Source organism: Nocardia sp. NPDC004711 (genome assembly GCF_053601595.1).
The window spans coordinates 217205-240190 of sequence record NZ_JBSGCB010000002.1; the positions used below are offsets into that span (position 1 = coordinate 217205).

At 67.8% G+C, this 22986-nt stretch carries 22 protein-coding genes and 1 riboswitch; of the genes, 18 read left to right on the forward strand and 4 right to left on the reverse strand.

Translation table 11 applies throughout. The features are described from left to right. Positions 1-79 precede the first annotated feature (79 nt). Positions 80-191: riboswitch (SAM riboswitch) on the reverse strand. 12 nt (positions 192-203) lie between these two features. Further along, positions 204-914 carry a TetR/AcrR family transcriptional regulator gene (locus ACWEKS_RS02555; protein WP_452338449.1) on the reverse strand — a complete coding sequence of 237 codons (711 nt, stop codon included), beginning with the start codon at positions 912-914 and terminating at the stop codon, positions 204-206. 138 nt (positions 915-1052) lie between these two features. On the opposite strand from ACWEKS_RS02555, the gene ACWEKS_RS02560 reads away from it, so the two are divergent. The 12 genes from ACWEKS_RS02560 (at position 1053) to ACWEKS_RS02615 (ending at position 14073) form a co-directional block, all read left to right on the forward strand. Next, positions 1053-2546: an MFS transporter gene (locus ACWEKS_RS02560; RefSeq protein WP_452338450.1), complete on the forward strand. Its 1494-nt coding sequence runs from the start codon at positions 1053-1055 to the stop codon at positions 2544-2546. A 353-nt stretch (positions 2547-2899) separates the two neighbouring features. Beyond that, positions 2900-4117, forward strand: a complete 1218-nt coding sequence (locus ACWEKS_RS02565) for an NADP-dependent isocitrate dehydrogenase (protein WP_452338451.1) — start codon at positions 2900-2902, stop codon at positions 4115-4117. Positions 4118-4515: 398 nt separating this feature from the next. Next, positions 4516-5916: an FAD-binding oxidoreductase gene (locus tag ACWEKS_RS02570; protein WP_452338452.1), complete on the forward strand. Its 1401-nt coding sequence runs from the start codon at positions 4516-4518 to the stop codon at positions 5914-5916. Between the two features lie 136 nt (positions 5917-6052). After that, positions 6053-7408 (forward strand): MFS transporter, encoded by a 1356-nt coding sequence (locus tag ACWEKS_RS02575; protein WP_452338453.1) that lies wholly within the window; start codon positions 6053-6055, stop codon positions 7406-7408. A 108-nt stretch (positions 7409-7516) separates the two neighbouring features. After that, positions 7517-7951: a DoxX family protein gene (locus ACWEKS_RS02580; RefSeq protein WP_452338454.1), complete on the forward strand. Its 435-nt coding sequence runs from the start codon at positions 7517-7519 to the stop codon at positions 7949-7951. Positions 7952-8144: 193 nt separating this feature from the next. Next, complete coding sequence (locus tag ACWEKS_RS02585; protein WP_452338455.1) at positions 8145-8366, forward strand: hypothetical protein; 222 nt, start codon at positions 8145-8147, stop codon at positions 8364-8366. Positions 8367-8453: 87 nt separating this feature from the next. After that, a complete protein-coding gene (locus ACWEKS_RS02590) occupies positions 8454-9101 on the forward strand; it encodes a TetR/AcrR family transcriptional regulator (protein ID WP_452338456.1) in 648 nt (215 codons plus the stop codon). 207 nt (positions 9102-9308) lie between these two features. Continuing rightward, a complete protein-coding gene (locus ACWEKS_RS02595) occupies positions 9309-10514 on the forward strand; it encodes a lipid-transfer protein (RefSeq protein WP_452338457.1) in 1206 nt (401 codons plus the stop codon). A 38-nt stretch (positions 10515-10552) separates the two neighbouring features. Continuing rightward, a complete protein-coding gene (locus ACWEKS_RS02600; RefSeq protein ID WP_452338458.1) occupies positions 10553-10990 on the forward strand; it encodes a type II toxin-antitoxin system Rv0910 family toxin in 438 nt (145 codons plus the stop codon). Between the two features lie 19 nt (positions 10991-11009). Further along, the gene (locus ACWEKS_RS02605; RefSeq protein WP_452338459.1) at positions 11010-11879 is read left to right on the forward strand and encodes a MaoC/PaaZ C-terminal domain-containing protein; all 870 of its coding nucleotides are present in this window, start codon (positions 11010-11012) and stop codon (positions 11877-11879) included. 10 nt (positions 11880-11889) lie between these two features. Continuing rightward, positions 11890-12768: an SDR family oxidoreductase gene (locus tag ACWEKS_RS02610; RefSeq protein ID WP_452338460.1), complete on the forward strand. Its 879-nt coding sequence runs from the start codon at positions 11890-11892 to the stop codon at positions 12766-12768. Positions 12769-12786: 18 nt separating this feature from the next. Then, on the forward strand, positions 12787-14073 hold the full coding sequence (locus ACWEKS_RS02615) for an acyl-CoA dehydrogenase family protein (protein WP_452338461.1): 1287 nt from the start codon (positions 12787-12789) through the stop codon (positions 14071-14073). Positions 14074-14152: 79 nt separating this feature from the next. Here ACWEKS_RS02615 and ACWEKS_RS02620 read toward each other — a convergent pair whose 3' ends face one another. Continuing rightward, entirely contained in the window at positions 14153-15367 is a 1215-nt protein-coding gene (locus ACWEKS_RS02620) for a family 1 glycosylhydrolase (RefSeq protein ID WP_452338462.1), read from the reverse strand. 345 nt (positions 15368-15712) lie between these two features. Between ACWEKS_RS02620 and ACWEKS_RS02625 the strand changes: the two genes are divergently transcribed. Continuing rightward, on the forward strand, positions 15713-16069 hold the full coding sequence (locus ACWEKS_RS02625; protein ID WP_379435610.1) for an immunity 51 family protein: 357 nt from the start codon (positions 15713-15715) through the stop codon (positions 16067-16069). Positions 16070-16122: 53 nt separating this feature from the next. On the opposite strand, the gene ACWEKS_RS02630 is transcribed toward ACWEKS_RS02625, so the two are convergent. Next, complete coding sequence (locus tag ACWEKS_RS02630) at positions 16123-16941, reverse strand: SAM-dependent methyltransferase (protein ID WP_379381881.1); 819 nt, start codon at positions 16939-16941, stop codon at positions 16123-16125. A gap of 255 nt (positions 16942-17196) precedes the next feature. Beyond that, complete coding sequence (locus ACWEKS_RS02635; protein WP_452338463.1) at positions 17197-18051, reverse strand: alpha/beta fold hydrolase; 855 nt, start codon at positions 18049-18051, stop codon at positions 17197-17199. Positions 18052-18120: 69 nt separating this feature from the next. On the opposite strand from ACWEKS_RS02635, the gene ACWEKS_RS02640 reads away from it, so the two are divergent. The 5 genes from ACWEKS_RS02640 (at position 18121) to ACWEKS_RS02660 (ending at position 22945) form a co-directional block, all read left to right on the forward strand. Next, a complete protein-coding gene (locus tag ACWEKS_RS02640; RefSeq protein WP_452338464.1) occupies positions 18121-18927 on the forward strand; it encodes an exodeoxyribonuclease III in 807 nt (268 codons plus the stop codon). Beyond that, positions 18924-19430 carry a ribonuclease domain-containing protein gene (locus ACWEKS_RS02645; protein ID WP_452338465.1) on the forward strand — a complete coding sequence of 169 codons (507 nt, stop codon included), beginning with the start codon at positions 18924-18926 and terminating at the stop codon, positions 19428-19430. Before ACWEKS_RS02640 ends, ACWEKS_RS02645 begins: the two co-directional genes overlap by 4 nt. Further along, on the forward strand, positions 19431-19937 hold the full coding sequence (locus ACWEKS_RS02650; RefSeq protein ID WP_452338466.1) for a barstar family protein: 507 nt from the start codon (positions 19431-19433) through the stop codon (positions 19935-19937). A 116-nt stretch (positions 19938-20053) separates the two neighbouring features. Then, positions 20054-21679: a phospholipase C gene (locus ACWEKS_RS02655; RefSeq protein WP_452338467.1), complete on the forward strand. Its 1626-nt coding sequence runs from the start codon at positions 20054-20056 to the stop codon at positions 21677-21679. Between the two features lie 132 nt (positions 21680-21811). Next, positions 21812-22945, forward strand: a complete 1134-nt coding sequence (locus ACWEKS_RS02660) for an outer membrane protein assembly factor BamB family protein (RefSeq protein ID WP_452338468.1) — start codon at positions 21812-21814, stop codon at positions 22943-22945. Positions 22946-22986: the final 41 nt, after the last annotated feature.

The window sequence follows — 22986 nt, forward strand, 5'->3', positions numbered from 1 at the left end:
CAAGGTCGCCGAATGGCGGAAGTTTGACGTTACCGAGAGGCGAATGGGCTTCGACAACAACACATTTCGGTAGACCTCCTAGTTGCGCTTGCGTTCGGCCTTCGAACGCCGGGTCTGCACCCGGAGCACCCCACCGCAGCTGGAGGGTTGCCGATCAGCAAGCCGGGGCCTTAACGCTGATGCTCTTGACCTGTTGCGCGATTCTAGCGGGCGGACGCCGCTGTTTCGGAAGTGGGGCTGGCCACAGCGGGCCCCGCGCAGGTGCGCACGAATTCGTGATACGCGCCGACCACGGCCTCCGCCATGCTGCGCGGTGACTCGATCAGACGCTCGTCGGCGAAGCCGGAATCGGAGTCCGATTCGGTGCCGGCCCGCATGATGGCGTGGAAGGTGCCGAGCAGCAGCCGAACTCGCAGATCCGCGACGGTGGTGCCGAGGCGTTCGGCCAGCACCTGCGCGGTCTGCTCGGTCTTGTTCTCGGTGGCGGCCATGCTGCACGCCCGCACCGCGGCGGTGGACCGGATGATGCGCTGCATCTGCTGGAACCAGCGGAAGGGCAGCGGTTCGTCGTGGTCGACGACGCGGTCCACAATGGACAGGAAGCTGTCCAGCAGCGCTTTCAGCTCGTTGCCGGTGCTCGGCTGCTCGCGCAGCGCGTCCGCGTGTGCCCGCGCCCAGTCGGCGATGGGCGCGATGACGATGTCTTCCTTGCTGTCGAAGTACCGGTTCACGGTGCGCGGCGAGACGTCGGCCTCGTCGGCGATCTGTTCCACGGTGGTGGCGTCGAAGCCCTGGGCGTCGCACAGCCGCAGGGCGACGTCGATGATCCGCGCCCGGGTCTGTTCCTTCTTCCGCTCACGCAGGCCCGGCCGGTGACGTGCGATCACACCGAGGTGAGTTGACAACTCCGACATACCTCCATGGTAGGGGTTCGGGCGCTTCTCACGTCCCATTATGCCAAATGTCGCAGCACGACAAATTTCTCTTGACGTCAATTGGCCTTGAGGGTCAAGATTGTCGAGGGTGTCCCGGACCGTCCGTGAGGAGACGACATGACCGCCGCGACAGAAACACTCGAAGACCGATCACACAGCTCGGACCAGCGCGGAGCCGCGCGCTGGTGGGCCCTGGGCGTACTCGCCATGGCCCAGCTGATGGTGGTGCTGGACGCCACCATCGTCACCATCTCCATGCCGTTCGCCCAGCGTGACCTGGGCATCAGCGACGGCGACCGGCAATGGGTGCTCACCGCCTACACGCTGATCTTCGGCGGCCTGCTGCTGCTCGGCGGCCGCCTCGCCGACTACCTGGGCCGCCGCCGCATGTTCCTGATCGGCCTGGTCGGCTTCGCCGGGGCGTCGGCGCTGGCCGGGCTCGCGCAGAACGGCGCGGAACTCTTCGCCGGGCGCGGGCTGCAGGGCGCGTTCGCCGCCCTGCTCGCGCCGGCCGCGCTGTCACTGGTGTCGGTCACCTTCACCGAGGCCAAAGAGCGCGCTCGCGCGTTCGGCGTCTTCGCGGGTGTGTCCGCGGGTGGCGCGGCCATCGGCCTGATCGTGGGCGGCGCGCTCACCGAATACGCCAACTGGCGCTGGTGCCTGCTGGTCAACACCCCGATCGCGCTGATCGCCTTCCTCGGTGCGCTCGCCTTCGTGGTCCGGGACGTGCCCGCGCCGCGCACCGGCGGCTACGACCTGCCCGGCGCGGTGACCGCCACGCTCGGCCTGGTCTCGGTGGTCTACGGCTTCAGCCGCGCGGCCTCGGACGGCTGGACCGCGAGCACCACCCTGGCCCTGCTGATCGCGGGCGTCGCGCTGCTCGCCGCCTTCGTCGCCATCGAGCGGCGGTCCTCGAATCCGCTACTGCCGCTGCGTATTCCGGGGGAGATCAACCGGGGCGGCTCGTTCCTGGTGGCGCTGCTGCTGCCGATCGCCATGTTCGCCATGTTCATCAACATGAGCTACTACTTCCAGATCACGCTGGGCTGGTCGGCGCTGAAGGCGGGGGTGGCGTTCCTGCCCTTCCCGATCGGCATCGTCGTCTCCGCGGGCGTCGCGAGCGGGTTGCTGCCGCGGATCGGGCCGCGGCCGCTGATGATCACCGGTTCGGTGCTGGGCATGGCCGGGCTGCTGTATCTGTCGCGGCTGAGCTTCGGGGACAGCTATGCCGGGGGCGTGCTGCCGGCAGTGATTCTTATCGCGCTCGGCATGGGCGGGCTGTTCGTGGCCATGCAGACCACGGCGCTACATCAGGTCGAGGAGCGTGACTCCGGTGTCGCGAGTGCGCTGCTCAATGCCGCGCAGCAGGTGGGCGGCGCGATCGGCACCGCGCTGCTGTCGACGATCGCGGTGCAGGTGGCCGAGCGGTTCGCGAAGAACAATCCGGGCGTCGACCACGTGATGGCCCGGGCCGCGATTCATTCCTATGACATCGCGTTCCTGATCGGCGCGGGATTCTTCCTGGTGACCATTCCGATCATCGCGTTCATGGTGCGGGACAAGCCGGAGAATCTGCTCGAAGGTTCCGAGCACGTGCACGTGGGCGTCTGACCCACCGACTATTCACCCGCGGGTCGCGGCAACATATATCCCGCGGTCCGCGGGTTTGGGGTTGCCGCGGGCCGCGGGTTTTCGCATCCTGGAAAGTGCGTAAAGTCACGCGAAAAGCTACTTATCGGTAACCGCACTGAATCCCGCACAGCGGGGGCCACCCGAGCGGTGAGATCGATAGCAGCAGTACGCTTGTCTTGCTTGACGCCACAGCGTACGTGGACTTGGCACCACAGGTCCCGTGCCGAGCGCCATGCGTATACGTTGTCTGTTGAACAGCTGGGGTCCGCTACAAGCGGTGCTCACCGGCCGTGCAATGGGAGCACCACCTTCCTAGGAGGACACGAAGATCCATGTCCAAGATCAAGGTTGAAGGGACCGTCGTCGAACTCGATGGCGACGAGATGACCCGGATCATCTGGCAGTTCATCAAGGACAAACTGATCAACCCGTATCTCGATGTGAACCTCGAGTATTACGACCTCGGCATCGAGTATCGCGACAAGACCGATGATCAGGTGACCATCGACGCCGCCAACGCCATCAAGAAACACGGCGTGGGTGTGAAGTGCGCGACGATCACCCCCGATGAGGCCCGCGTCACGGAGTTCGGTCTGAAGAAGATGTGGCGGTCGCCGAACGGCACCATCCGCAACATCCTCGGCGGCACCATCTTCCGCGCGCCGATCATCATCTCCAATGTGCCGCGTCTGGTTCCGGGCTGGACCAAGCCGATCATCATCGGCCGCCACGCCTTCGGTGACCAGTACCGCGCCACCGATTTCAAGGTGCACCAGGCGGGCACCGTCACCCTGACCTTCACGCCGGAGGACGGCTCCGAGCCGATCCAGCACGAGGTCGTCCGCATGCCGGAAGACGGCGGCGTGATCATGGGCATGTACAACTTCAAGGACTCGATCCGGGACTTCGCGCGGGCCTCGCTGAACTACGGCCTGCAGCAGAACTACCCGGTGTACATGTCGACCAAGAACACCATCCTCAAGGCCTACGACGGCATGTTCAAGGACACCTTCCAGGAGGTGTACGAGACCGAGTTCAAGGACGAGTTCGACGCGGCCGGTCTCACCTACGAGCACCGCCTGATCGACGACATGGTCGCCTCCGCGCTCAAGTGGGAGGGCGGCTACGTCTGGGCCTGCAAGAACTATGACGGCGACGTGCAGTCCGACACCGTGGCGCAGGGCTTCGGCTCGCTGGGTCTGATGACCTCCGTGCTGCTCACCCCGGACGGCCGCACCTGTGAGGCCGAGGCGGCGCACGGCACCGTGACCCGGCACTACCGTCAGCACCAGCAGGGCAAGCCCACCTCCACCAACCCGATCGCCTCGATCTTCGCGTGGACGCGTGGCCTGGCCCACCGCGGCAAGCTGGACAACACCCCCGAGGTGATCGGCTTCGCCCAGACGCTCGAGGATGTCGTCATCCAGACGGTCGAGTCCGGTCAGATGACCAAGGACCTCGCGCTGCTGGTCGGTGGCGACCAGGGCTACCTGACCACCGAGGAGTTCCTCGGCGTGCTGGACGCCAACCTGGCTCGCGAGCTGCGCTAGAAAAGAAGTTCCCCACTCTCGGGACTCTCAGGGGCAAGCCCCTGAAACCCCAAGGGCAAGAGGTTGTTCAGGGGCCACCCCTGAAACCCCAGGAGCGCAAGCTCCCACGCGCCGACGAACGTGAACAGCGCGAAGCGGTGAAGATGGCGGCCGGGACCACAGTCCCGGCCAGGACCATCCACCGCGCCACACGGGCACCTGCCCCCACCGGAACCGGTGGGTGGGCGGGTGCCCGAACTGTTTCCGGGGTTGTCCCGGCCGTGATCACGAAACGTTCACACGGTCCTTGCCAGCATGGCCGCGTGCCAACGGGTTAACGCACCCGGCCGGACGGTCAATACCCCTGTGACAGACGGGGTTCGGCCGCGGTACGCGCGGCGGCGAAGGAGGAGCGAGCGATGACGGCGATCGGTGGCGAGCTGCGCACTGTGGTGCGGGGCCGGGTGCTGGTACCCGGCGACGAGGGTTTCGAACAGGCGAGCACCCCGTGGAATCTCGCCGTGCGGCAGCGGGTTTCGGCGGTGGTGGAGGTCGCGGACGCGGCGGACGCCGCGGCGCTGGTGCGGTTCGCGGCGGCGGCCGAACTGCCGCTGAGCACGCGGGCGACCGGGCACAGCCCCGCCACGGCGGCGGACCGGACCGTGCTGGTGACGACCCGGGCGCTGGACGGGATCGAGATCGACGTCGCGGCGCGGGTGGCGCGGGTGCAGGCGGGGGTGGCCTGGCAGCCGGTGCTGGAGCGGGCCGCCGCGCACGGATTGGCCGGGGCCTGCGGCAGTTCCGCCGTGGTCGGGGTGACCGGGTACACGCTGGGCGGCGGTATCGGCTGGTTCGCGCGCAGCCGCGGCTACGCCGCGCACGCGGTGCGAGCGCTGGAGGTGGTGACCGCGGACGGCGATCAGCGCCGGGTGACCGCGGACTCCGAGCCCGACCTGTTCTGGGCACTGCGCGGCGGCGGTGGCGATTTCGCGCTGGTGACCGGCATGGAATTCGAATTGTTCGACGCGACCGAGCTTTTCGGCGGACGCATCCTGTGGCCGGCCGAGCGGACCGAGGCGGTCGTCGCGGCCTTCCGGCAGGCCACCGCGGAAGCCGAAGAGGGACTGAGCCTTTGGCTGACTCTCCTGCAATTCCCGCCGTTTCCAGAGATTCCCGAGATGCTGCGCGGCCGGACCATGGTGGCCGTGGACGTGGTCGCGCTGGGCGCGGTCACCGGTCCGCTGCGGTTGTTCGACGAGATTCCGGGTGCGGTGCTGGACACCCGGCGGCCGCTGGATGCCGCGCAGGTCGGCGGCGTCTGCATGGAGCCGACCGACCCCAGCCCGGCCCGGGTGCGCGGTGAGCTGCTCACCGAGTTCTCCGCGCGGGTGAGCGACGCGCTGCTGGCCGCCGCCGCGCCGCAGGGCGGGGTGGGGCCGCTCGCGCTGGTCCAGGTCCGGCACCTGGGTGGCGCGCTGACCCGGCCGCGCGCCGACGCGGGCTGCGCGGGCGGGATCGCCGAGCCGTACCTGCTGTCGCTGCTCGGCCCCGCGCCGACCGCGGACGTCGAGGCGGCCGTCGTCGAGCGCAGTGACGCTGTGGTGGATGCGCTGCGTCCGTACCTGAGTGGCCGGAAACCGTTCACCTACTTGGATTCCGGTGAGACCCCGGCCGCGGTCTTCGATCCGGTCACGCTGGCGCGGTTGCTGGAGATCAAGGACCGGTTCGACCCGGATGGCTTGTTCCGCAGCAACTTTCCCGTCATTCCGCCGCTCGGCGAGGCGGATCCCAGCCGGGTCGCCGCACCGGTCACGGTCTGACCGGGGGCGCGCGGGCAGCCCGCCGGGACCAGCGTCCCGGCGGTCGCGTGGCGTGGGCCGGCCCATGATCCGGGCCGGTCGGTGAGTGAAATCACCGGACCGGACGGTATCGGGACCGTTCGCCACTGTGTTGCGCTTGGTTGTGCCCGAATCCGTGTCCGCAGCCACCACCGCATCCGCCGACGAGATGAGCCTCGACGGGATGGACCGTCCCGTCGGCTCCGCGCCCGAGGCCTTCGGCTCCGCGCCCGAGGCCGTCAGCTCCGCGCCCGAGGCTGTCAGGCCCGAGGTTGTCAGCTCCGCGCCCGAGGCGGGGCCACGTGGGCGGTGGCATGTGCCCGCCATGCTGGCGCTGGCCCTGGGCGGGTTCGGGATCGGTACCACCGAATTCGTCACCATGGGTTTGCTGCCCGATATCGCCGGCTCCATGAAGGTCTCCGAACCGACTGCCGGACACATTGTTTCGGCCTACGCCCTGGGTGTGGTCGTCGGTGCGCCGGTGATCGCGGCGCTGTGCGCGCGGGTCCCGCGCAAGCGGCTGCTGATGGCGTTGATGGCGGCATTCACGCTGGGCAATGCGGCCAGCGTGATCGCGCCAGGCTTCGCGACGCTGACCGTGGCGCGGTTCGTCTCGGGCCTGCCGCACGGCGCGTACTTCGGTGTGGCGTCATTGGCGGCGGCCTCGCTGGCGCCGGTGGGGCAGCGTGCCAAGGCGGTTGCCGCAGTTATGCTGGGCCTGAGCGCCGCCAATGTCGTCGGCGTTCCTGCAGCCACCTGGCTGGGCCAGCACCTCGGCTGGCGGAACGCTTTCGTGGTGGTCGCCGTGATCGGCATCGCGACCGTCGCCGCCATCTCCCGCTTCGTGCCGGACCTGCACGGCATTCGCATGACCGACCCCCGCACCGAACTGACGGCCCTGCGCCGCCCCCAGGTGCTGCTCACCCTGCTGGTCGGCGCCGTCGGCTTCGGCGGCATGTTCGCGGTCTACACCTACGTCACCACCACTCTCACCGATGTGGCCGGCCTCCGCGTCGGCCTGGTTCCGCTGGTTCTCATGCTCTTCGGCCTGGGCATGGTCGCGGGCAATATCGCCGGCGGCGTCCTCGCCGACCGCGGCGTGGACCGCGCGATCCTCCTCTCCCTGCTGGCCATGGTGGTGATCCTCGCCGGATACGTTGTGGCAGCGCACAATCCCTATACCGCGGCCGTTGGCGCCTTCCTGGTCGGTGCATCCGGCGCGGCCCTGGCCCCCGCCCTGCAGACCCGTTTGATGGACGTGGCCCACGACGCCCAGACCCTCGCCGCCGCTCTCAACCACGCGGCACTGAATATCGCGAACGCGGCAGGTGCCTGGCTGGGTGGTCTGGTGATCGCGGCGGGGCTGGGGTACACCGCGCCCGCCGCCGTGGGCGCCGGTCTCGCGGTCCTCGGCACGCTGCTGTTCGGGGTGACCGTGGTTGCGGCGCGGCGCGGCGGTGTGCTGCCGCATTGACGCGGTGCGCCGGCCAGAAATAGCATCGCCCACGATGTATCTGGTCCGTATTTGCATCCATCACCCCGGGCGGTATCGGCGGCCGGGGCTCAGGCAGGAGATTGTCCAATGTCACCGAAATCCGCGGGATTGAAGAAGGTGCTGCGGGCCGCCGGTCAAGCGGCTCTGGGAGCCGCGCTCCTCACGGCTGGAACGGGTCACCTGACCTTCCAGCGCAAGGAATTTCGGGCGCAGGTCCCGCACTGGCTGCGCCTGGATCCCGACTTTGTCGTCGTCACGTCCGGTGTCGTCGAGATCGGACTCGGCGGGGCCCTGCTCGGTACCTGGAAGCAGCCTGCACGGGGCTTCCTCGGTGCTACGACCGCCGCCTTCTTTGTCGCGGTCTTTCCCGGCAACGTCGCGCAACTGGTCAATCGCGCTGACGCCTTCGGTCTCGACACCGACACCAAACGCGCGGTGCGGCTGCTCTTTCAACCGCTTCTCGTGGCCGGGGCGCTCGCGGCGACCGACGCCCGCGGACTGCTGCGCCGGGGCGAACAGTGAGATCGAGATAGCGCCCGTGGGCCGTGGAAATGTATGCGGCACACCGGTGTAAACCTCACATTCAGGATGAAAGACTCACAGCCTTCCTCGAGCGGAATTCACAGCGAACGGGGCTAATCTCGTCGAGTTATCGGCCGAATACGAGCGCTCTCGACCGGGCACCTTCTTCTTTTGCAGAAAGGACGTATCCGTCATGCGTGCTGTTCGAATCGCCGTGCTCGCCGGAGGTGTGCTGCTCGGACTGGCAGTGCCCGCCGTCGCCTCCGCCGACCCGGTGACCTGCGGTAGTGACCTCAACGGCTGTGCGATCAACTGTCGCCAGACCATCGGCAACCAGAACATCCGGCTCAATGACTGCGTCATGACCGACTCCGGCTGGTCCTGCAGCGCCTGTCTGTACAACTCCGAGACGTAGTCTCGCCCGCTGCCACGGTGCGGGCCGGCTCCGGCCCGCAACCCCGGCGCGAACATACACGATTGTATGTAAGTGTACGATCCTCCCATGACCAGCTCCGCCGTCTCGAAACCCCCGCGCCGCACCCAGGAACAGCGCAGCAGCGAGACCCGGACGCGACTGCTGGACGCCACCATCGACTGCCTCGTCGAGTACGGCTACGCCGGGACGACGACGCCGCGGGTGGCCGAGCGCGCGGGTGTGACCCGGGGCGCGCAGGTGCACCATTTCGGTTCCAAGAGCGAGCTGGTGGTCGCGGCGATCAGTCATCTGGCGCAGCGGCGCACCGAGGCGGCCATGCAGGAGATCCGGCGGGTCCGCAGCGGCGACGATCCGATCGGCGCCGCCCTGGAGGCCATGTGGGAGCTGCATCAGGGCCCGCTGTTCATCGCGGCCATCGAATTGTGGGTGGCCAGCCGCACGGATCGGGTGCTCGCGGTCGAGATGGAGAAGGTCGAGCCGTTCGTGAACAACGCGGTGCTGCTGGCCGTCGCGCAGTTGGTGCCGAATGAGCTGGATCGCAAGAACGTTCGCGATTTCGCCTACACCGCGATGGACACGCTGCGCGGAATCCTGGTGACCAACTTCATTTCTCCCGATCCCGAGCGGGCGCACCGGCGCTGGCTGCGGGCCTCGGCGCAGTTGCGCCTGGCGGCCGAGGCGCGGATGCCCGACTTCCGGATCGCCGACGAATAGCTGATCGATTCGGCCCGAAGGCCCTCGCCGCGGTGTGCGGCGGGGGCCTTCGCCGTTTGTGCGGGTGGGTCACCGCATCGGCGGTATGTCCAGGCGTACCGGCCGGAGCTGCCGATCTTGTGCTCGATGTCGATAATCGCAGCCCCCTCTTGCCTACTTACATACAGCTTTGTATGTTTGTTTTCGTTCCCCTATGTGAGGAGTTCGATGACGAACAAGGTCTACGTCGTCGGCGTCGGCATGACGAAGTTCGAGAAGCCGGGGCGGCGCAAGAACGAGGACGGCAGTGACTGGGACTACCCGGACATGGCCCGGGAGTCGGGGACCAAGGCCCTCGCCGATGCCGGAGTCGACTACCGCGAGATCGAGCAGGCCTATGTCGGCTACGTCTACGGTGAATCCACCTCCGGCCAGCGCGCCGTCTACGAACTGGGCCTGACCGGCATTCCGGTGGTCAATGTCAACAACAACTGCTCCACCGGCTCGACCGCGCTCTACCTTGCGGCACAGGCGATCCGGGGCGGGCTGGCCGACTGTACGCTGGCGCTGGGCTTCGAGAAGATGCAGCCGGGCTCGCTCGGCTCCACCTGGGACGATCGCGAACAGCCCATGGCGCGCCACATCATGGCGCTCGCGGAGATCTCCGAGGTGCTGTTCCCGGTGGCCCCGTGGATGTTCGGCGCGGCCGGGCGCGAGCACATGAAGAAGTACGGCACCACCGCCGAGCACTTCGCCAGGATCGGGTACAAGAACCACAAGCACTCTGTGAACAACCCGTATTCACAGTTCCAGGACGAGTACACGCTCGACGACATCCTGGGCTCGCGCATGATCTACGACCCGCTCACCAAGCTGCAGTGCTCGCCGACCTCCGACGGGTCCGGCGCGGTCGTCCTGGCCTCGGAGGAATTCGTGGACCGCCACGACCTGTCGCGGCAGGCGGTCGAGATCGTCGGCCAGGCCATGACCACCGACTTCCAGTCCACCTTCGACGGCAGCGCCAAGAACCTCATCGGCTACGACATGAATGTCCGGGCGGCGGAGCAGGTGTACGCGCAGGCCGGACTCGGCCCCGAGGACTTCCAGGTCATCGAGTTGCACGACTGTTTCTCCGCCAACGAGCTGCTGCTGTACGAGGCGCTCGGCCTGGCCCGGGAGGGCGAGGCCGGACACCTGATCGACTCCGGCGCGACCACCTACGGCGGCAAGTGGGTGGTGAACCCCTCCGGCGGGCTCATCTCCAAGGGACACCCTTTGGGTGCAACGGGTTTGGCGCAGTGCAGTGAGCTCACCTGGCAGCTGCGCGGCGCCGCCGGCAAGCGGCAGGTCGGCAACGTCACCGCCGCCCTGCAGCACAATATCGGGCTCGGCGGCGCGGCCGTCGTCACCGCCTACCAGCGCGCCGAACGCTGATCCGCACCCTCCATCCCCGACTACGAAGAGGTAATCCCGTGGGACACATCGAAGCTTCCAAGGACCTGACCGCCACCCCCGACGGCCTGTGGGCCGTGGTCTCCGACCCGCAGACCTGGGACAAATGGTTCTCCATCCACGAGCGCTGGATGGAGGAGCCGCCGGCCGTGCTGGCGCCGGGGGCGAAGCTGACCGCAAAGATCATGATGCTCGGCATGGCCAACAAGATCGAGTGGGTGGTCGAGCGCGTCGAGACCCCGAACAGGCTGGTGCTCAGCGGCACCGGCATGGCCGGGGTGAAGGTGCAGTTCGCCTTCGACATCACCCCCGAGGGCGCGGGCAGCCGCTTCTCGGTGTCCGGTGATTTCGAGGGCGCACTGATCAAGGGGGCGCTGGGCAAGGCGGTGGAGAAGGACGGCCTCACGCAGCTGGACAAGACTCTCGCCGCGCTCGATGCGCTCGCCACGGCGGCCTGACGGCGAGCGGACGCACGAGATGGCTTCCACCGCTGTCGAATTCGACGAGTCGGGGCTGGGTTCCTGGTCCGACGAGGAGGCGTTCGAGGTTACGCGCGAGCGGATCGCCGAATATGCCGCGGCCACCAACGATCCCATTCCCGCGCACCTGAAAGGCGATGCGGCTCCGCCGGTCTTCGCCATCGTGCCGGTCTTCGAGGCCATGATGATGCCGGTCATCGAGGTGGCCCCGATGAACATCTTCGGGCGGGTGGTGCACGGGGAACAGGACTTCCACTTCCACCGGCCCATCCGGCCCGGCGACAAGCTGGTGTCGCGGGCCAAGGCCATCGGGTTCGAGGGCAAGGACAACGGCTCGACCATCACCATCCTCATCGAATGCCGTTCCGAGGCCGGGGAACTGGTCAACGAGCAGTATCTGACCGCGTTCTTCCGCAATGTCGACGCGGGTAAGCAGGCGGGTGAGCAGGCTCCGGCGCACCGCTTCGATCCGGCACTGCTGGAGCGGGCGCCGCTGGCCACGGTGGCCGCGCACGTCGACGCCGATCAGACGTACCGGTATTCGCCGGCCTCCGGTGATCCGGTGCCGCTGCATCTGGACGATCAGGTCGCCCGGGACGCCGGCCTGCCCGGCATCATCGCGCACGGGCTCTGCACCATGGCCATGTCGTCGTGGGGAGTGCTGAACCAGGTCGCGGGCTCGGATGTGGCTCGGCTGCAACGGTATGCGGTGCGCTTCGCCAAGATGGTCTTCCCGGACGACGACCTGGAGACCCAGATCTGGAAGGTCGGCTCTGCCGACGGGGTCACCACCTACGCCTTCCGCACGGTCCGCGGCGACGACACCGTCCTCAGCGACGGCCTGGCCGAAATTTCCGACAACTCTTAGGGAGACAGTCATGGGTGCACTCGACGGACGGGTCGCCATCATCACCGGAGCCGGCCGCGGGATCGGCCGGGAACACGCGCTGCTGTTCGCGCGGGAGGGCGCGGCGGTCGTGGTGAACGACCTGGGCGGCAGCAATGCCGGTGAGGGCGCGGACACCGGCCCGGCGCACGAGGTCGTGGCCGAGATCCTCGCCGCAGGGGGGCGGGCGATCGCCAACACCGACAGCGTGGCCGACTGGCAGGGCGCAAAAAACCTGGTGGAGCAGGCGGTGTCGGAGTTCGGGCGGCTGGATGTCGTGGTGAACAACGCGGGCATCCTGCGCGACGCCTTCGTGGCGGGCATGGACGAGTCGCAGTGGGACGCGGTGCTGGCAGTGCACCTCAAGGGGCACGCGGCGGTACTGCGGCACGCGGCCGGGTACTGGAAGGAGCAGTTCAAGGCGGGCAATCAGCCGGTCGCGGCGGTGATCAACACCGCGTCCGCGTCGGGTACCACGGTCCCCAATGCGGGGCAGGCGAATTACGGTGCGGCCAAGGCCGGTATCGCCGCGCTCACCCTGGTGGCGGCCGATGAGCTGGCCCGCTACGGCGTGCGCGTGAACGCCATCGCGCCGATCGCGCGCACCCGGCTCACCCTGGCCACGCCGGGCATGGGCGAGATGATGGCCGCGCAGCAGGCCGGTCTGGAAGAGGGCGAGTTCGATGCCTTCAGTCCGGCCAATATCTCGCCGCTGGTGGCGTATCTTGCCACCGAGAAGTGTCCGATCACCGGCAAGGTGTTCGCGGTGCAGGGTGGCGCGATCTCCGAACTGGCGGGCTGGCACGACGTGAAGACCATCGAGACCGAGGGGCCCTGGTCCATCGACGATATCGCCGGTCGACTGCCGTAATCAGGAAGGCGGACAACGATGTTCGAATGGTCCGAGACCGATGAGCTGATCCGCGGCGCGGTGCGGAGCTTCATCGACAAGGAGGTGCGCCCGCACCTCGATGCCCTCGACAGCGGCGAGATGCTGCCGTATCCGATCATCCGGAAGCTGTTCGCCGAGTTCGGCATCGACGCGCTGGGCTCGGAGACGGTCGCCAAACTGCTTGCCAAGCAACGCAAGCGGGAGGAAGCGCTCGCAGCGGGGGAGCCGCTGCCGGAGAAGAAGGCGAAGGCCGGCGGCGACGGCGGGCCCTTCTCCGGGCAGGAATCGCTGATGGCGGTGCTCGTCAGCGAGCTGTCCGGGGTGTGCATGGGGTTGGTCACCGCCATGGGCGTGAGCATCGGGCTCGGTGCGACGACCATCCTCTCGCGCGGCACCCTCGCCCAGAAGGAACGCTGGCTCGCCGACATCGTGACCATGAAAAAGATTGCGGCCTGGGCGATCACGGAGCCCGACTCCGGGTCGGACGCCTTCGGCGGGATGAAGACCCACGTCCGCCGCGACGGTGACGACTACATTCTCAACGGGCAGAAGACCTTCATCACCAACGGTCCCTACGCCGACACCGTCATCGTCTACGCCAAGCTGGACGAGGGCGACGGCGCCCCCGAGTCCAAGACGATCGCGGCCAAGCGCGACCGCAAGGTGCTGACCTTCGTGCTCGACAAGGGCATGGAAGGTTTCACCCAGGGCAAGCCGTTCAAGAAGATGGGCCTGCACGCCTCACCCACCGGCGAATTGTTCTTCGACAATGTGCGATTGAGCCGGGACCGGCTGCTCGGCGAGACCGAGCAGCACGAGGGCGGCGACGGACGGGAAAGCGCCCGTTCGAGTTTCACCGCCGAGCGCATCGGCGTGGCCTTCATGGCGCTGGGCATCGTCAACGAATGCCACCGGCTCTGTGTGGATTACGCCAAGACGCGCAAGCTGTGGGGGCAGGAGATCGGCCGCTTCCAGTTGGTCCAGCTCAAGCTGGCCAGGATGGAGATCGCCCGGATCAATGTGCAGAACATGGTCTTCCACGCCCTGGAACGCTCCCGCGCCGGCAAGCCGCCGACGCTGGCCGAGGCCTCGGCCATGAAGCTGTACTGCTCGGAGATCGCCACCGAGGTCGCCATGGACGCCGTCCAGCTCTTCGGTGGCAACGGCTACATGTCCGAGTACCACGTCGAACAGCTGGCCCGCGACGCCAAGTCGCTGATGATCTACGCGGGCAGCAACGAGATCCAGGTGACCCACGTCGCCAAGGGACTGCTCGCCTACTAGGCGCGCATGAAGTCCGGGACCGCCACCAGTCGCCGGTGGCGGCCCCGGACGCCGTGTACCGCATGTTCGAAGTAGCGACCTACGGGACGGAGACGGGGCGCAGGCAGCTCTCCAGGGGCAGGATGATGGAGCAGAGGGCGGGCTTGCGGGTGGGGCGGTAGTCGGCGGGGACGCCGCCCTGGGCGGTGATGGTTTTGAACGCGGCCACTGCGTCGGTGGGGCGGCGGGTGAGGGTCGGGTCGGTTTTCGCGTCGACGGTGTAGAGGCCGAATCGCGGTGAGTAGCTGCCCCATTCGTAGTTGTCGGTGAGGCTCCAGTAGTTGTAGCCGATCACGTCGATGCCGTCGGCCTTGGCGCGCTGCAGCCAGTAGACGGTGTCGCGCAGGTGGTCGGCGCGGTCGTAGCCGTCGCTGCGCGGGGCGGCGTTGTCGGTGGGAAGTCCGTTCTCCACCACGTAGATCGGCAAGCCCGGGAACTTCTCGGTGTAGGTGCGCAGGTCGTAGTAGATGCCCTCGGGCTCGATGGCGTTCTTCCACAGCTCGTCGCCCAGCAGCGCGGTGCTCGGCAGGTGTGTCAGGGAGGCGCCGTAATAGAAGTCGACGCCGATGAAGTCGAGCTTGCCGCGGATGCGGTCGGCGAACAGCAGGTCGGTCAGGTTCTGCACGATCGGGTACTGCGCGATATTGCTGGTCACCCGCGCGCCGGGCTGGCGGGAGTGGATGTAGTCGTAGATCGCGGTGTGCGCCTGCACCAGCCGGTCGAACATCGGCAGCGCGTCGAGCACGCCGATGTCGCCGATCTTGATCGATTGCGCGACATAGCCCATGGGCTCGTTGATGGTCACCCACATCGGGTCGTCGGGCGCGTATCGGTCGACCACCTTGCGCATATTGGTGAGCCAGTCCGACACCATGCCCTGGTTCTTCCAGCCCCCGCGATCGGCCTCCCACCCGGGGATCACCCAGTGGTCGAGGGTCAGCATCGGCCGCATCCCCGCCGCGCGGATCTTCTGGATGACCTGGTCGTAGAAGCGGAAGCCGTTCTCGTCCCAGACATTCGGCTGCGGCTGCACCCGCGCCCATTCGATGCTGAGCCGGTACACCTTCAGGCCCATCCCGGCCGCCAGATCGATGTCCTCGGCGTAGCGGTCGTAGAAGTCGACCGAATTGCCGTACGGGTCGTGCGCCTTGCCGGAATTGGCGTACCGGCTCCAGTTGCTGTCCGGCGCATGGCCTTCGGACTGGAATCCGGCCATGGCCACGCCCCACATGAAGTCGGGGCCGAGCGACGGCACGCTGGTCGGCGCACCGCCGGCGCTCCCGGTCCCGGACCCGCTGGCACTGCCCGACCCCGAGCCGCTGGAACTCCCGGACCCCGAGCCGGCGCTTCCGGACCCCGAGCCGCTATCGGCCGGCGCCGCCCCGGCCACGGCAGACCCGCTGGACACGATGGCCAGTGCCGACAGGACCGAACACAGAACCCGCGCAGTTCTCATCTCAGCGAAATCTCCCACAGTGCTTCGGACGCGGCCCCTTGCCGCGCGGCCGGGTGGCCGTCCCGACTCTACTGGTCATACGTCCAACACGATGGTGTTTCACTCAATATCGGTTTGTCGGGGGCCGTGGCTAGGGTTCGAGGCGTGACCGATCGTGAGAGTTTCGCTCCACTGGTGTTCTTCGAATACGACCACAAACCCGGGCACTACTGCCTGATGCTGTCCGACAACCACATGCTCGCCACCGAACCCGTCTTCGCCGAATTCGGTTACGACGGAAACGGTTACGGCTGGGCCGGGGTGGCGCGGTCGGCGGTGGCGACCCAGGAGGCCGGGGTAGGGGAGCGGGTGAGCTTCGACCCCGAGGCGGGCACGTTCGTCGCGTACGGCCAGGACGCGCCGGCGCTACGGGCGCTCGGGGCGTTGCTGCGGGACGCACTCGCGGACCCGGCCGTACTCCGCGAGCTCATCGCCGCGGGCGATCCGGAGTGGTTCGACTGAACACCCGCTGATCGCGTGCTGCGATCAGCGGGCGGCACAAGGGATTTCGGCGCTCAGGGCTTGCGGGAGAGGGCGGCGGAGATCAGCTGCTCCCAGACGCTGAGGTCGTGGTGGTCGCTGCCGATGCGGGCCACGCCCTCGGCCGTGGGTTCGGGGCGCCAGAGGGAACAGGGCACCAGGCCCGGCTCCAGGATTTCGAGATCGCCGAACAGCCCCAGGATCTCCTCGTCGGTGCGCCAGCGGCCGCGGCCGAAGGTGGCCTGCAGCTTCTGCTCGGCGACCCGGGTCTCCTCGTTGAAGCCGGACCGGAAGTGGGAGATGTAGAGCATGCTGCCGGAAGGGATCTGGTCGGCCCAGTAGCGGACCACCTGCTCGGGCTTCTCGTCATTGTTGAGGTGGTGCAGGATGGCGCTGAAGATCACGGCCACCGGCTGCGAGAAGTCGATGAGCCGCTCCACCTCCGGATGGTGGCGGATGGCCTCGGAATCGCGCAGGTCGGCCTGGATCACGGTGGTGAACTCGTCCGTCTCCAGAATCGCGCGGCCGTGCGCCAGCACGATGGGGTCGTTGTCCACATAGACCACATGCGGCTCGGACTGGTGCCGCTGCGCCACCTGGTGCACATTGTCGGCGGTGGGCAGGCCGCTGCCGATGTCGACGAACTGCTTGATCCCGGCGCGCGAGATCTCGCCGATGGCGCGCACGAGGCAATTCCGATTCGCGTACGCGATATCCACCGAACCCGGCAGATCCTTGATGAAGAAGTCCCCGACCTCCCGGTCGGGCGCGTAATTGTCCTTGCCGCCCAGGAGATAGTCGTACACCCGGGCGATGCTGGGTTTGGACTGGTCTACTTGCGGTTGTTCCGTCATCTCTCCACACACCCCTGTCAGTATCGAATTGCCCTCCGCTTCGCTCCGGGTGGGTTCGCGGCCCTGGAGGTCTCGTTCTTCCCTCCCTGCGCTCCCCTGCTTCGCTCCTCCGCTCCGCTCCGCTCAGTCCAGAACGAGACGGGCCGCGAACCCGGCGACGTGGATCCGCCGTAATCCTATGTAACTGAACGAGTTCGGGTGCGCGGTTCCAGGTAACACTGGGCGTGCCTGCGAGCGTGGGTGATTCGGTGCCCGTCAGACGGCCCGCAAGCGGGTGCGGCTGGCGTAGACGTGCTCGGCGATCAGGGTCGCGATGCGGTCGGGCGCCTCGAGCATGGGGACGTGGCCGACATCGTGGACCAGGATGCGGTCCGCCGACTCCGGCAGTTCCTCCAGGAAACGGTGGGCGTACAGGCGATTCGGAATGATCCGGTCGTTCTCGCACATGAGCAGCCGCACCGGGGTGCGCAGCGTGGCCAGGTGCTCGAGGGCCGGGAATCGCAGCCCGCTCACCAGCATCGGCAGCATGGCCTTGCAGTGCATGGCCGAGGTGATGGCCGCCTCGATGCCCGCCCGCGAGGCCGCCTCGGTGTTCTTGGTGAGCAGCAGCGCCACCGCCTGCCGGACGAACCCGCTGTAGGCGACGGCGGCCGGCAGATGCTTGCCGATCTCCACGAACGGCACCATCGACAGGAACTTCAGCCCGACGCGAAGCTGCAGCGCGGAGGGGGTTTGCCAGCCGCCCGCGGGCGCGATAGCGGTGAGGGTGCGGGCCCGGCCCCGGCGGGCCAGCTCGAAGCCGACCCAGCCGCCGAGCGAATTGCCCGCGATATGGCAGGTGCGCCAGCCCATCTCGTCGAGCTGATCCTCGACCCGGTCGGCGAGGGCGCTGACATCGAGGTACCAGCCCTCGAGTTCGGGGCCGCCCCAATGCCCGGTGAAGGCCGGAGCGAACACTTCGCAATGGCTCGACATGCGCTGTGCCACCTGCTCCCAGCAATGCGGGGACAGCATGAATCCGTGCAGCAGGAGCAGTGGTTCGCCGGAGCCGGTGTGGAGCGCGCGGATGGGCGCGGGCGGGGCGGTGGGCCGGGTGGTGCCTGACGTCATCGTCGTCACCCCTTCCTGGACCTCGATGTCCGTGAAGAGAGTCGGTAAGCCGCATTGTACGGTCGTGAAGTGGCGAAAATCATCAGTACGTGCAACGTGAACGGGGTGCGTGCCGCGGCGGGCAAGGGATTGCTCGAGTGGCTGGCCGCGACCGAGGCCGATATCGTCTGCCTGCAGGAGACCCGGGCGACCGATGAGCAAACGCGTAGCGCGCTAGCGCCCGTGCTGGACGCCGGATGGTTCCTCAGCCATGCCGAACCGGGCCTGAAGGGCCGGGCGGGCGTGGCGATCCTGTCCCGGCACCAGCCCGACGCGGTGCGCGTCGGCGTCGGCCTGTTCCAGGATGGAAGCTGGTCTCCCGTCGAGGAATTCGCCACGCTCGGCCGCTATGTCGAGGCCGACTTCGAGGATCTCACCATCGCCAGCGTCTACGTCCACACCGGCGAGGCCGACACCCCGCTACAGGACGAGAAGTACCGCTTCCTGGACGCCATCGGCGCACGCATGCTGGCCCACCCGGGCGAGTTCGTGATCATGGGCGACTGGAATGTCGCGCACACCGAGCTCGACATCAAGAACTGGAAGGGCAACGTCAAGAACGCGGGCTTCCTGCCGCAGGAACGCGCCTGGGTGTCGTCCATGCTGGCCGCCGGCTACGTCGACGTGGTCCGCGAACTGCACCCAGGCGTCCCCGGCCCCTACAGCTGGCACTCCTACCGCGGCCGCGCCTTCGACAACGACGCCGGCTGGCGCATCGACTACCAGCTGGCGCGCGGCGCGATCGCCGCCCGCGCCAAGCAGGCCGTGGTCGAGAAGGCCGCAACCTACGCCGAACGCTGGTCCGACCACGCGCCGGTGACGGTGCAGTACCGATGAAAAAGCTCTCCAAGCAGCAGAGCGCCTGGCTGACGCTGGGGGTGGCCGTGCTCGCGCTGATCGCCGCTATCGTCGCCAACCGGATCAATACCGACCATCCGAGCAACACGGGTAGCGCCAAATCCGTTGTCACATCGGTGGTCAAGACGACCGCAAAGCCGGGTGGTGTGACACCGGCTCCCGGCGTGGCCGATCAGGCGGCCCCGCCTTCCAAGGTGGCCGGCGTGCCCGATCAGGCGTACAAGACCCTGGTCGAGATCGACGCCGGTCGCTGGCCGGGCTCCGCCAACGCGCCCGGTACCCACGGCGGCGACACCTGGAACAACCGGGACGGTAGCCTGCCCCGCAAGGACGCCTCCGGCAAGGCGATCAGCTATCAGGAATGGGATGTGAATCCCAAGCAGCCCGGCCAGACCCGTGATGCCGAACGCATCATCACCGGCAGCGACGGTTCGGCCTATTACACGGGGGACCACTACAAAACCTTCACGAGGATGCGCTGAATGACCGAGCCGATGCCGTTGTCGCAGTTCCTCTCCGCTCCCGCCGAAGATATCGCCGAGCGCCGGGCTCCCGCTCCGGTGCTCGGGGTGCTGCCCATCGGCGCGGCCGAATTCTCCGGCGTCCGCTACCGGATTCCGGACGACTACCTCGCCCGTGAACTGCGCGGCCGCAAGATGCGCACGGTCACCGAGGTTTTCGACGAGTTCGCCGCCGCCTTCCAATTCCCCTACTACTTCGGGGAGAACAAGGACGCCTTCGACGAATGCCTCCGCGACCTCGACGAATTCGTCGGAGCCGCACAGGGATACGTGGTGGTGATCCGCAATGCCGCGCTCATGCTCGACCGGCAGCCCGACGAGCGCGACTGGTTCGCCGAGGCCATGGCCGACTGCGCGACCATCTGGGCGGCCCGCGGCATCCCCTTCCGGGTGGTCCTGCAGGACGCCACGCCACCCGGATTGCCGGTGATACCCCTGGCTCTCGACCCCGAAACCGAAAATTCTTGATTCACCGGACTTTCCACTCCAGTTAACCTGCGGTCGAACAAAACTGTCCTGGACGCTGCAATGGTTCCGCTATGCGATCGCGGCCTGACGCGATCCGGATAGACCTGGAGGGTTCCATGCCTGCCTCGGTACGCCGCTTCGGCAAACGAAGCCGCGCCGCCGCCGCGTTCGCCGCGCTGGTCGCGCTGAGCGCCACCTCGTGTTCGTCGTCGTCCGACCAGGCGGCGCCGGACACCGACACCGCGACGCCCATCAAGCACGTGGTGGTGATCTTCCAGGAGAACGTCTCCTTCGATCACTACTTCGGCACCTACCCGAACGCGGCCAACACCGACGGCACCAAGTTCACCGCGCAGCCGAACACGCCGAAGGTGGACGGCCTCACGCCGGATCTGCTCACCAAGAACCCCAACAAGGCGCAGCCCGTGCGCCTCGGCGGCCCGAACCAGCAGATCACCTGCGACCAGGACCACGAGTACAAGGACGAGCAGCTCGCCCTCGACGGCGGCAAGATGGACCAGTTCGTCGAGCACACCAACGTGTCCGAGGGCAGCGCCTGCAAACCACCGACCTACGGCCCGCAGGGCCTGGTCATGGGCTACTACGACGGCAATTCGGTGACCGCGCTGTGGAATTACGCGCAGCACTACGCCATGAGCGACAACTCCTGGACCTCCACCTTCGGCCCGTCCACCGTGGGCGCGCTGAACCTGGTCGCGGGCCAGACCCACGGCGTCACCAAGATGGAGCCGCCCAAGCCGGGCCAGCCCTTCCCCGCCGACACCGTGCTGGAGAACGCCGGCAACGGCCAGGGCACCGTGGTCGGCGACCCGCAGCCCTACGGCGACGACTGCTCCAACCGCGACACCGTCCAGATGAGCGGCACCACCATCGGTGACCTGCTCAACAAGAAGGGCGTCAGCTGGGGCTTCTTCCAGGGCGGCTTCAAGCCCACCGACACCAAGGACGGCAAGGCCGTCTGCGGCGCCACCCACAATGTCGGTGTGGCACTGGGCGGTACCGGCAAGACCGGTGACAAGGCCTGGGACACCAAGGGTGACTACATCCCGCACCACGAGCCGTTCCAGTACTTCGCGTCGACGGCCAACCCGCACCACCTGCCGCCGACCTCGGTCGACAAGATCGGCCACGACGATCAGGCCAACCACCAGTACGACCTGACCGACTTCTGGGTCGCCGCCGACAAGGGCAACCTGCCCGCCGTCAGCTACCTGAAGGCCGCCGGCTACCAGGACGGCCACGCCGCCTACTCCGATCCGCTGGACGAGCAGCAGTTCCTGGTGGAGACCATCAACCACCTGCAGAAACTGCCGGATTGGAAGGACACCGCGGTCGTCATCGCCTACGACGACTCCGACGGCTGGTACGACCACACGGCGCCCAAGCTGGTCATGAACTCCGCCTCCGAGCAGGACGGCTACAGCGGCCCCGGCGTCTGCGGTGACGCCAAGGCGAACCCGGCCAAGTACCAGGGCCGTTGCGGCTACGGCCAGCGCGTGCCGCTGCTGGTCGTCTCGCCCTACTCGAAGGCCAACTTCGTCGACCACGGCGTGACCGACCAGGCCTCGGTGCTGAAGTTCATCGAGGACAACTGGAAGACCGGCCGGATCGGCGACGACTCGTTCGACGAGAAGGCCGGCACCCTCGACGCCATGTTCGACTTCAAGGCCGCCGCGCAGCCGGCCCTGCCGCTCGACCCGAAGACCGGCGCCGCGAGCTAGCCCGGATGCGCTGACCGCCCGGCCCGATCCCGTGGACCCGATCCATTGGAAAAGGCCGGGCGGTTTTGTATTCGGGCGCGGGCGGTTCCCCCTATAGTCGCTGACAGTGTGTCGAGCGAGTGGGGTCCGGTTGTGATCAGTCGTCGAAAAGTGTTGCGGGACGGGGCGATTCTCGCCTTCGCCGGGGTGGCGGCCGCGTGCGCCGCACCGCGGCGGGTGGCGGGGACCGCGGCGTCCGGCAGCATCGCCTGGAAATACCAGGTCGACGACGGGGTGCGGGGACTGCGGTACGGCGCCGGCACGGTAGTGGTGGAAAACGCCGCCGTGCTCACAGGGCTCGAAGCCCGGAGCGGACGCGAGTTGTGGCGGTTCCCGATCACGACACCGGGGATCGGCCGTCATTCCTGCGTCTGGAGCAACGCCCTCGTGGTCTGCGGGGCCGAACCCGATGCCGCCGGGGATCGGGCCGTGGCCGTGGATCTGGCGTCGGGGAAACGGAATTGGTCCTTCGACGCACCCGAGGGGGTCGTGCTCGGCGGCGTCTTCGGTGTGCGGGACTCGGTGCTCTATCTGATCGCCTCCGATCGCGACAAGGGCGGGCGCGAGGCCTGGGCCGTGGACATGACGAGCAAGGCCGTCCGCTGGCGGGTGCCCTGCGATGCCGAGGCGCTGTCGGTGCCCGACAGCGGTTCGCTCCTCTACAACCAGAGTCCGGGCACCGGCGGCGATCTCGTCGCCCTCGACCTCGGGACCGGTGCGATCGCCTGGTCCCGCGCGGGCGACTCGGCGGTGTCGGCCAGCACCATCGCCACCGGCCTGGTCCAGGGCGCCGTGCTGGCCACCGACGGCGCCCACATCGTCTCCGGCCTGGACCCGAAAACCGGTGCGGCGCTGTGGACCACGCCCGCCCTGCCCTACCCGGCCGGCGTCGTCTTCGGTTCCGGCGACGCCTACTACCTGTGTGACGGCGAGAGGCTGCATGCCATGACTCCCGGCGGCGAGGCGGCCAAGCTGTGGAGTATCTCCATCGCCGATCAGGGCGCCGCGGCCGATGTCGGCGGATACCCGAGCGCGGGGGCCTTCTACCTGCTGGCCGACCGCACCCTCCGCGCGATCGACGCGCACACCAGCGCCATCCGCTGGACGCAATCCATTCCGGACAAGGCGGGATCGCAGGTGTCCTTCGCCGTCGGCGACGCCCACTGCTACGTCGAATCCACCGAGGACGACCCGGGCGTATCCGCCGTGATCGCCATCGTGCGCTGACCCGGATTCCCCTGCGGGGCTACGATTCCGGCGCCTGGGGG

What these genes read in the sequence shown, in the direction of transcription:
- ACWEKS_RS02635 (WP_452338463.1), bottom strand. Translation starts at nt 18,051, where the DNA reads ATGACGTCAGGCACCACCCGGCCCACCGCCCCGCCCGCGCCCATCCGC.
- ACWEKS_RS02570 (WP_452338452.1), top strand. Translation starts at nt 4,516, where the DNA reads ATGACGGCGATCGGTGGCGAGCTGCGCACTGTGGTGCGGGGCCGGGTG.
- ACWEKS_RS02650 (WP_452338466.1), top strand. Translation starts at nt 19,431, where the DNA reads ATGACCGAGCCGATGCCGTTGTCGCAGTTCCTCTCCGCTCCCGCCGAA.
- ACWEKS_RS02555 (WP_452338449.1), bottom strand. Translation starts at nt 914, where the DNA reads ATGTCGGAGTTGTCAACTCACCTCGGTGTGATCGCACGTCACCGGCCG.
- ACWEKS_RS02560 (WP_452338450.1), top strand. Translation starts at nt 1,053, where the DNA reads ATGACCGCCGCGACAGAAACACTCGAAGACCGATCACACAGCTCGGAC.
- ACWEKS_RS02580 (WP_452338454.1), top strand. Translation starts at nt 7,517, where the DNA reads ATGTCACCGAAATCCGCGGGATTGAAGAAGGTGCTGCGGGCCGCCGGT.
- ACWEKS_RS02645 (WP_452338465.1), top strand. Translation starts at nt 18,924, where the DNA reads ATGAAAAAGCTCTCCAAGCAGCAGAGCGCCTGGCTGACGCTGGGGGTG.
- ACWEKS_RS02565 (WP_452338451.1), top strand. Translation starts at nt 2,900, where the DNA reads ATGTCCAAGATCAAGGTTGAAGGGACCGTCGTCGAACTCGATGGCGAC.
- ACWEKS_RS02630 (WP_379381881.1), bottom strand. Translation starts at nt 16,941, where the DNA reads ATGACGGAACAACCGCAAGTAGACCAGTCCAAACCCAGCATCGCCCGG.
- ACWEKS_RS02590 (WP_452338456.1), top strand. Translation starts at nt 8,454, where the DNA reads ATGACCAGCTCCGCCGTCTCGAAACCCCCGCGCCGCACCCAGGAACAG.
- ACWEKS_RS02605 (WP_452338459.1), top strand. Translation starts at nt 11,010, where the DNA reads ATGGCTTCCACCGCTGTCGAATTCGACGAGTCGGGGCTGGGTTCCTGG.
- ACWEKS_RS02595 (WP_452338457.1), top strand. Translation starts at nt 9,309, where the DNA reads ATGACGAACAAGGTCTACGTCGTCGGCGTCGGCATGACGAAGTTCGAG.
- ACWEKS_RS02655 (WP_452338467.1), top strand. Translation starts at nt 20,054, where the DNA reads ATGCCTGCCTCGGTACGCCGCTTCGGCAAACGAAGCCGCGCCGCCGCC.
- ACWEKS_RS02610 (WP_452338460.1), top strand. Translation starts at nt 11,890, where the DNA reads ATGGGTGCACTCGACGGACGGGTCGCCATCATCACCGGAGCCGGCCGC.
- ACWEKS_RS02615 (WP_452338461.1), top strand. Translation starts at nt 12,787, where the DNA reads ATGTTCGAATGGTCCGAGACCGATGAGCTGATCCGCGGCGCGGTGCGG.
- ACWEKS_RS02585 (WP_452338455.1), top strand. Translation starts at nt 8,145, where the DNA reads ATGCGTGCTGTTCGAATCGCCGTGCTCGCCGGAGGTGTGCTGCTCGGA.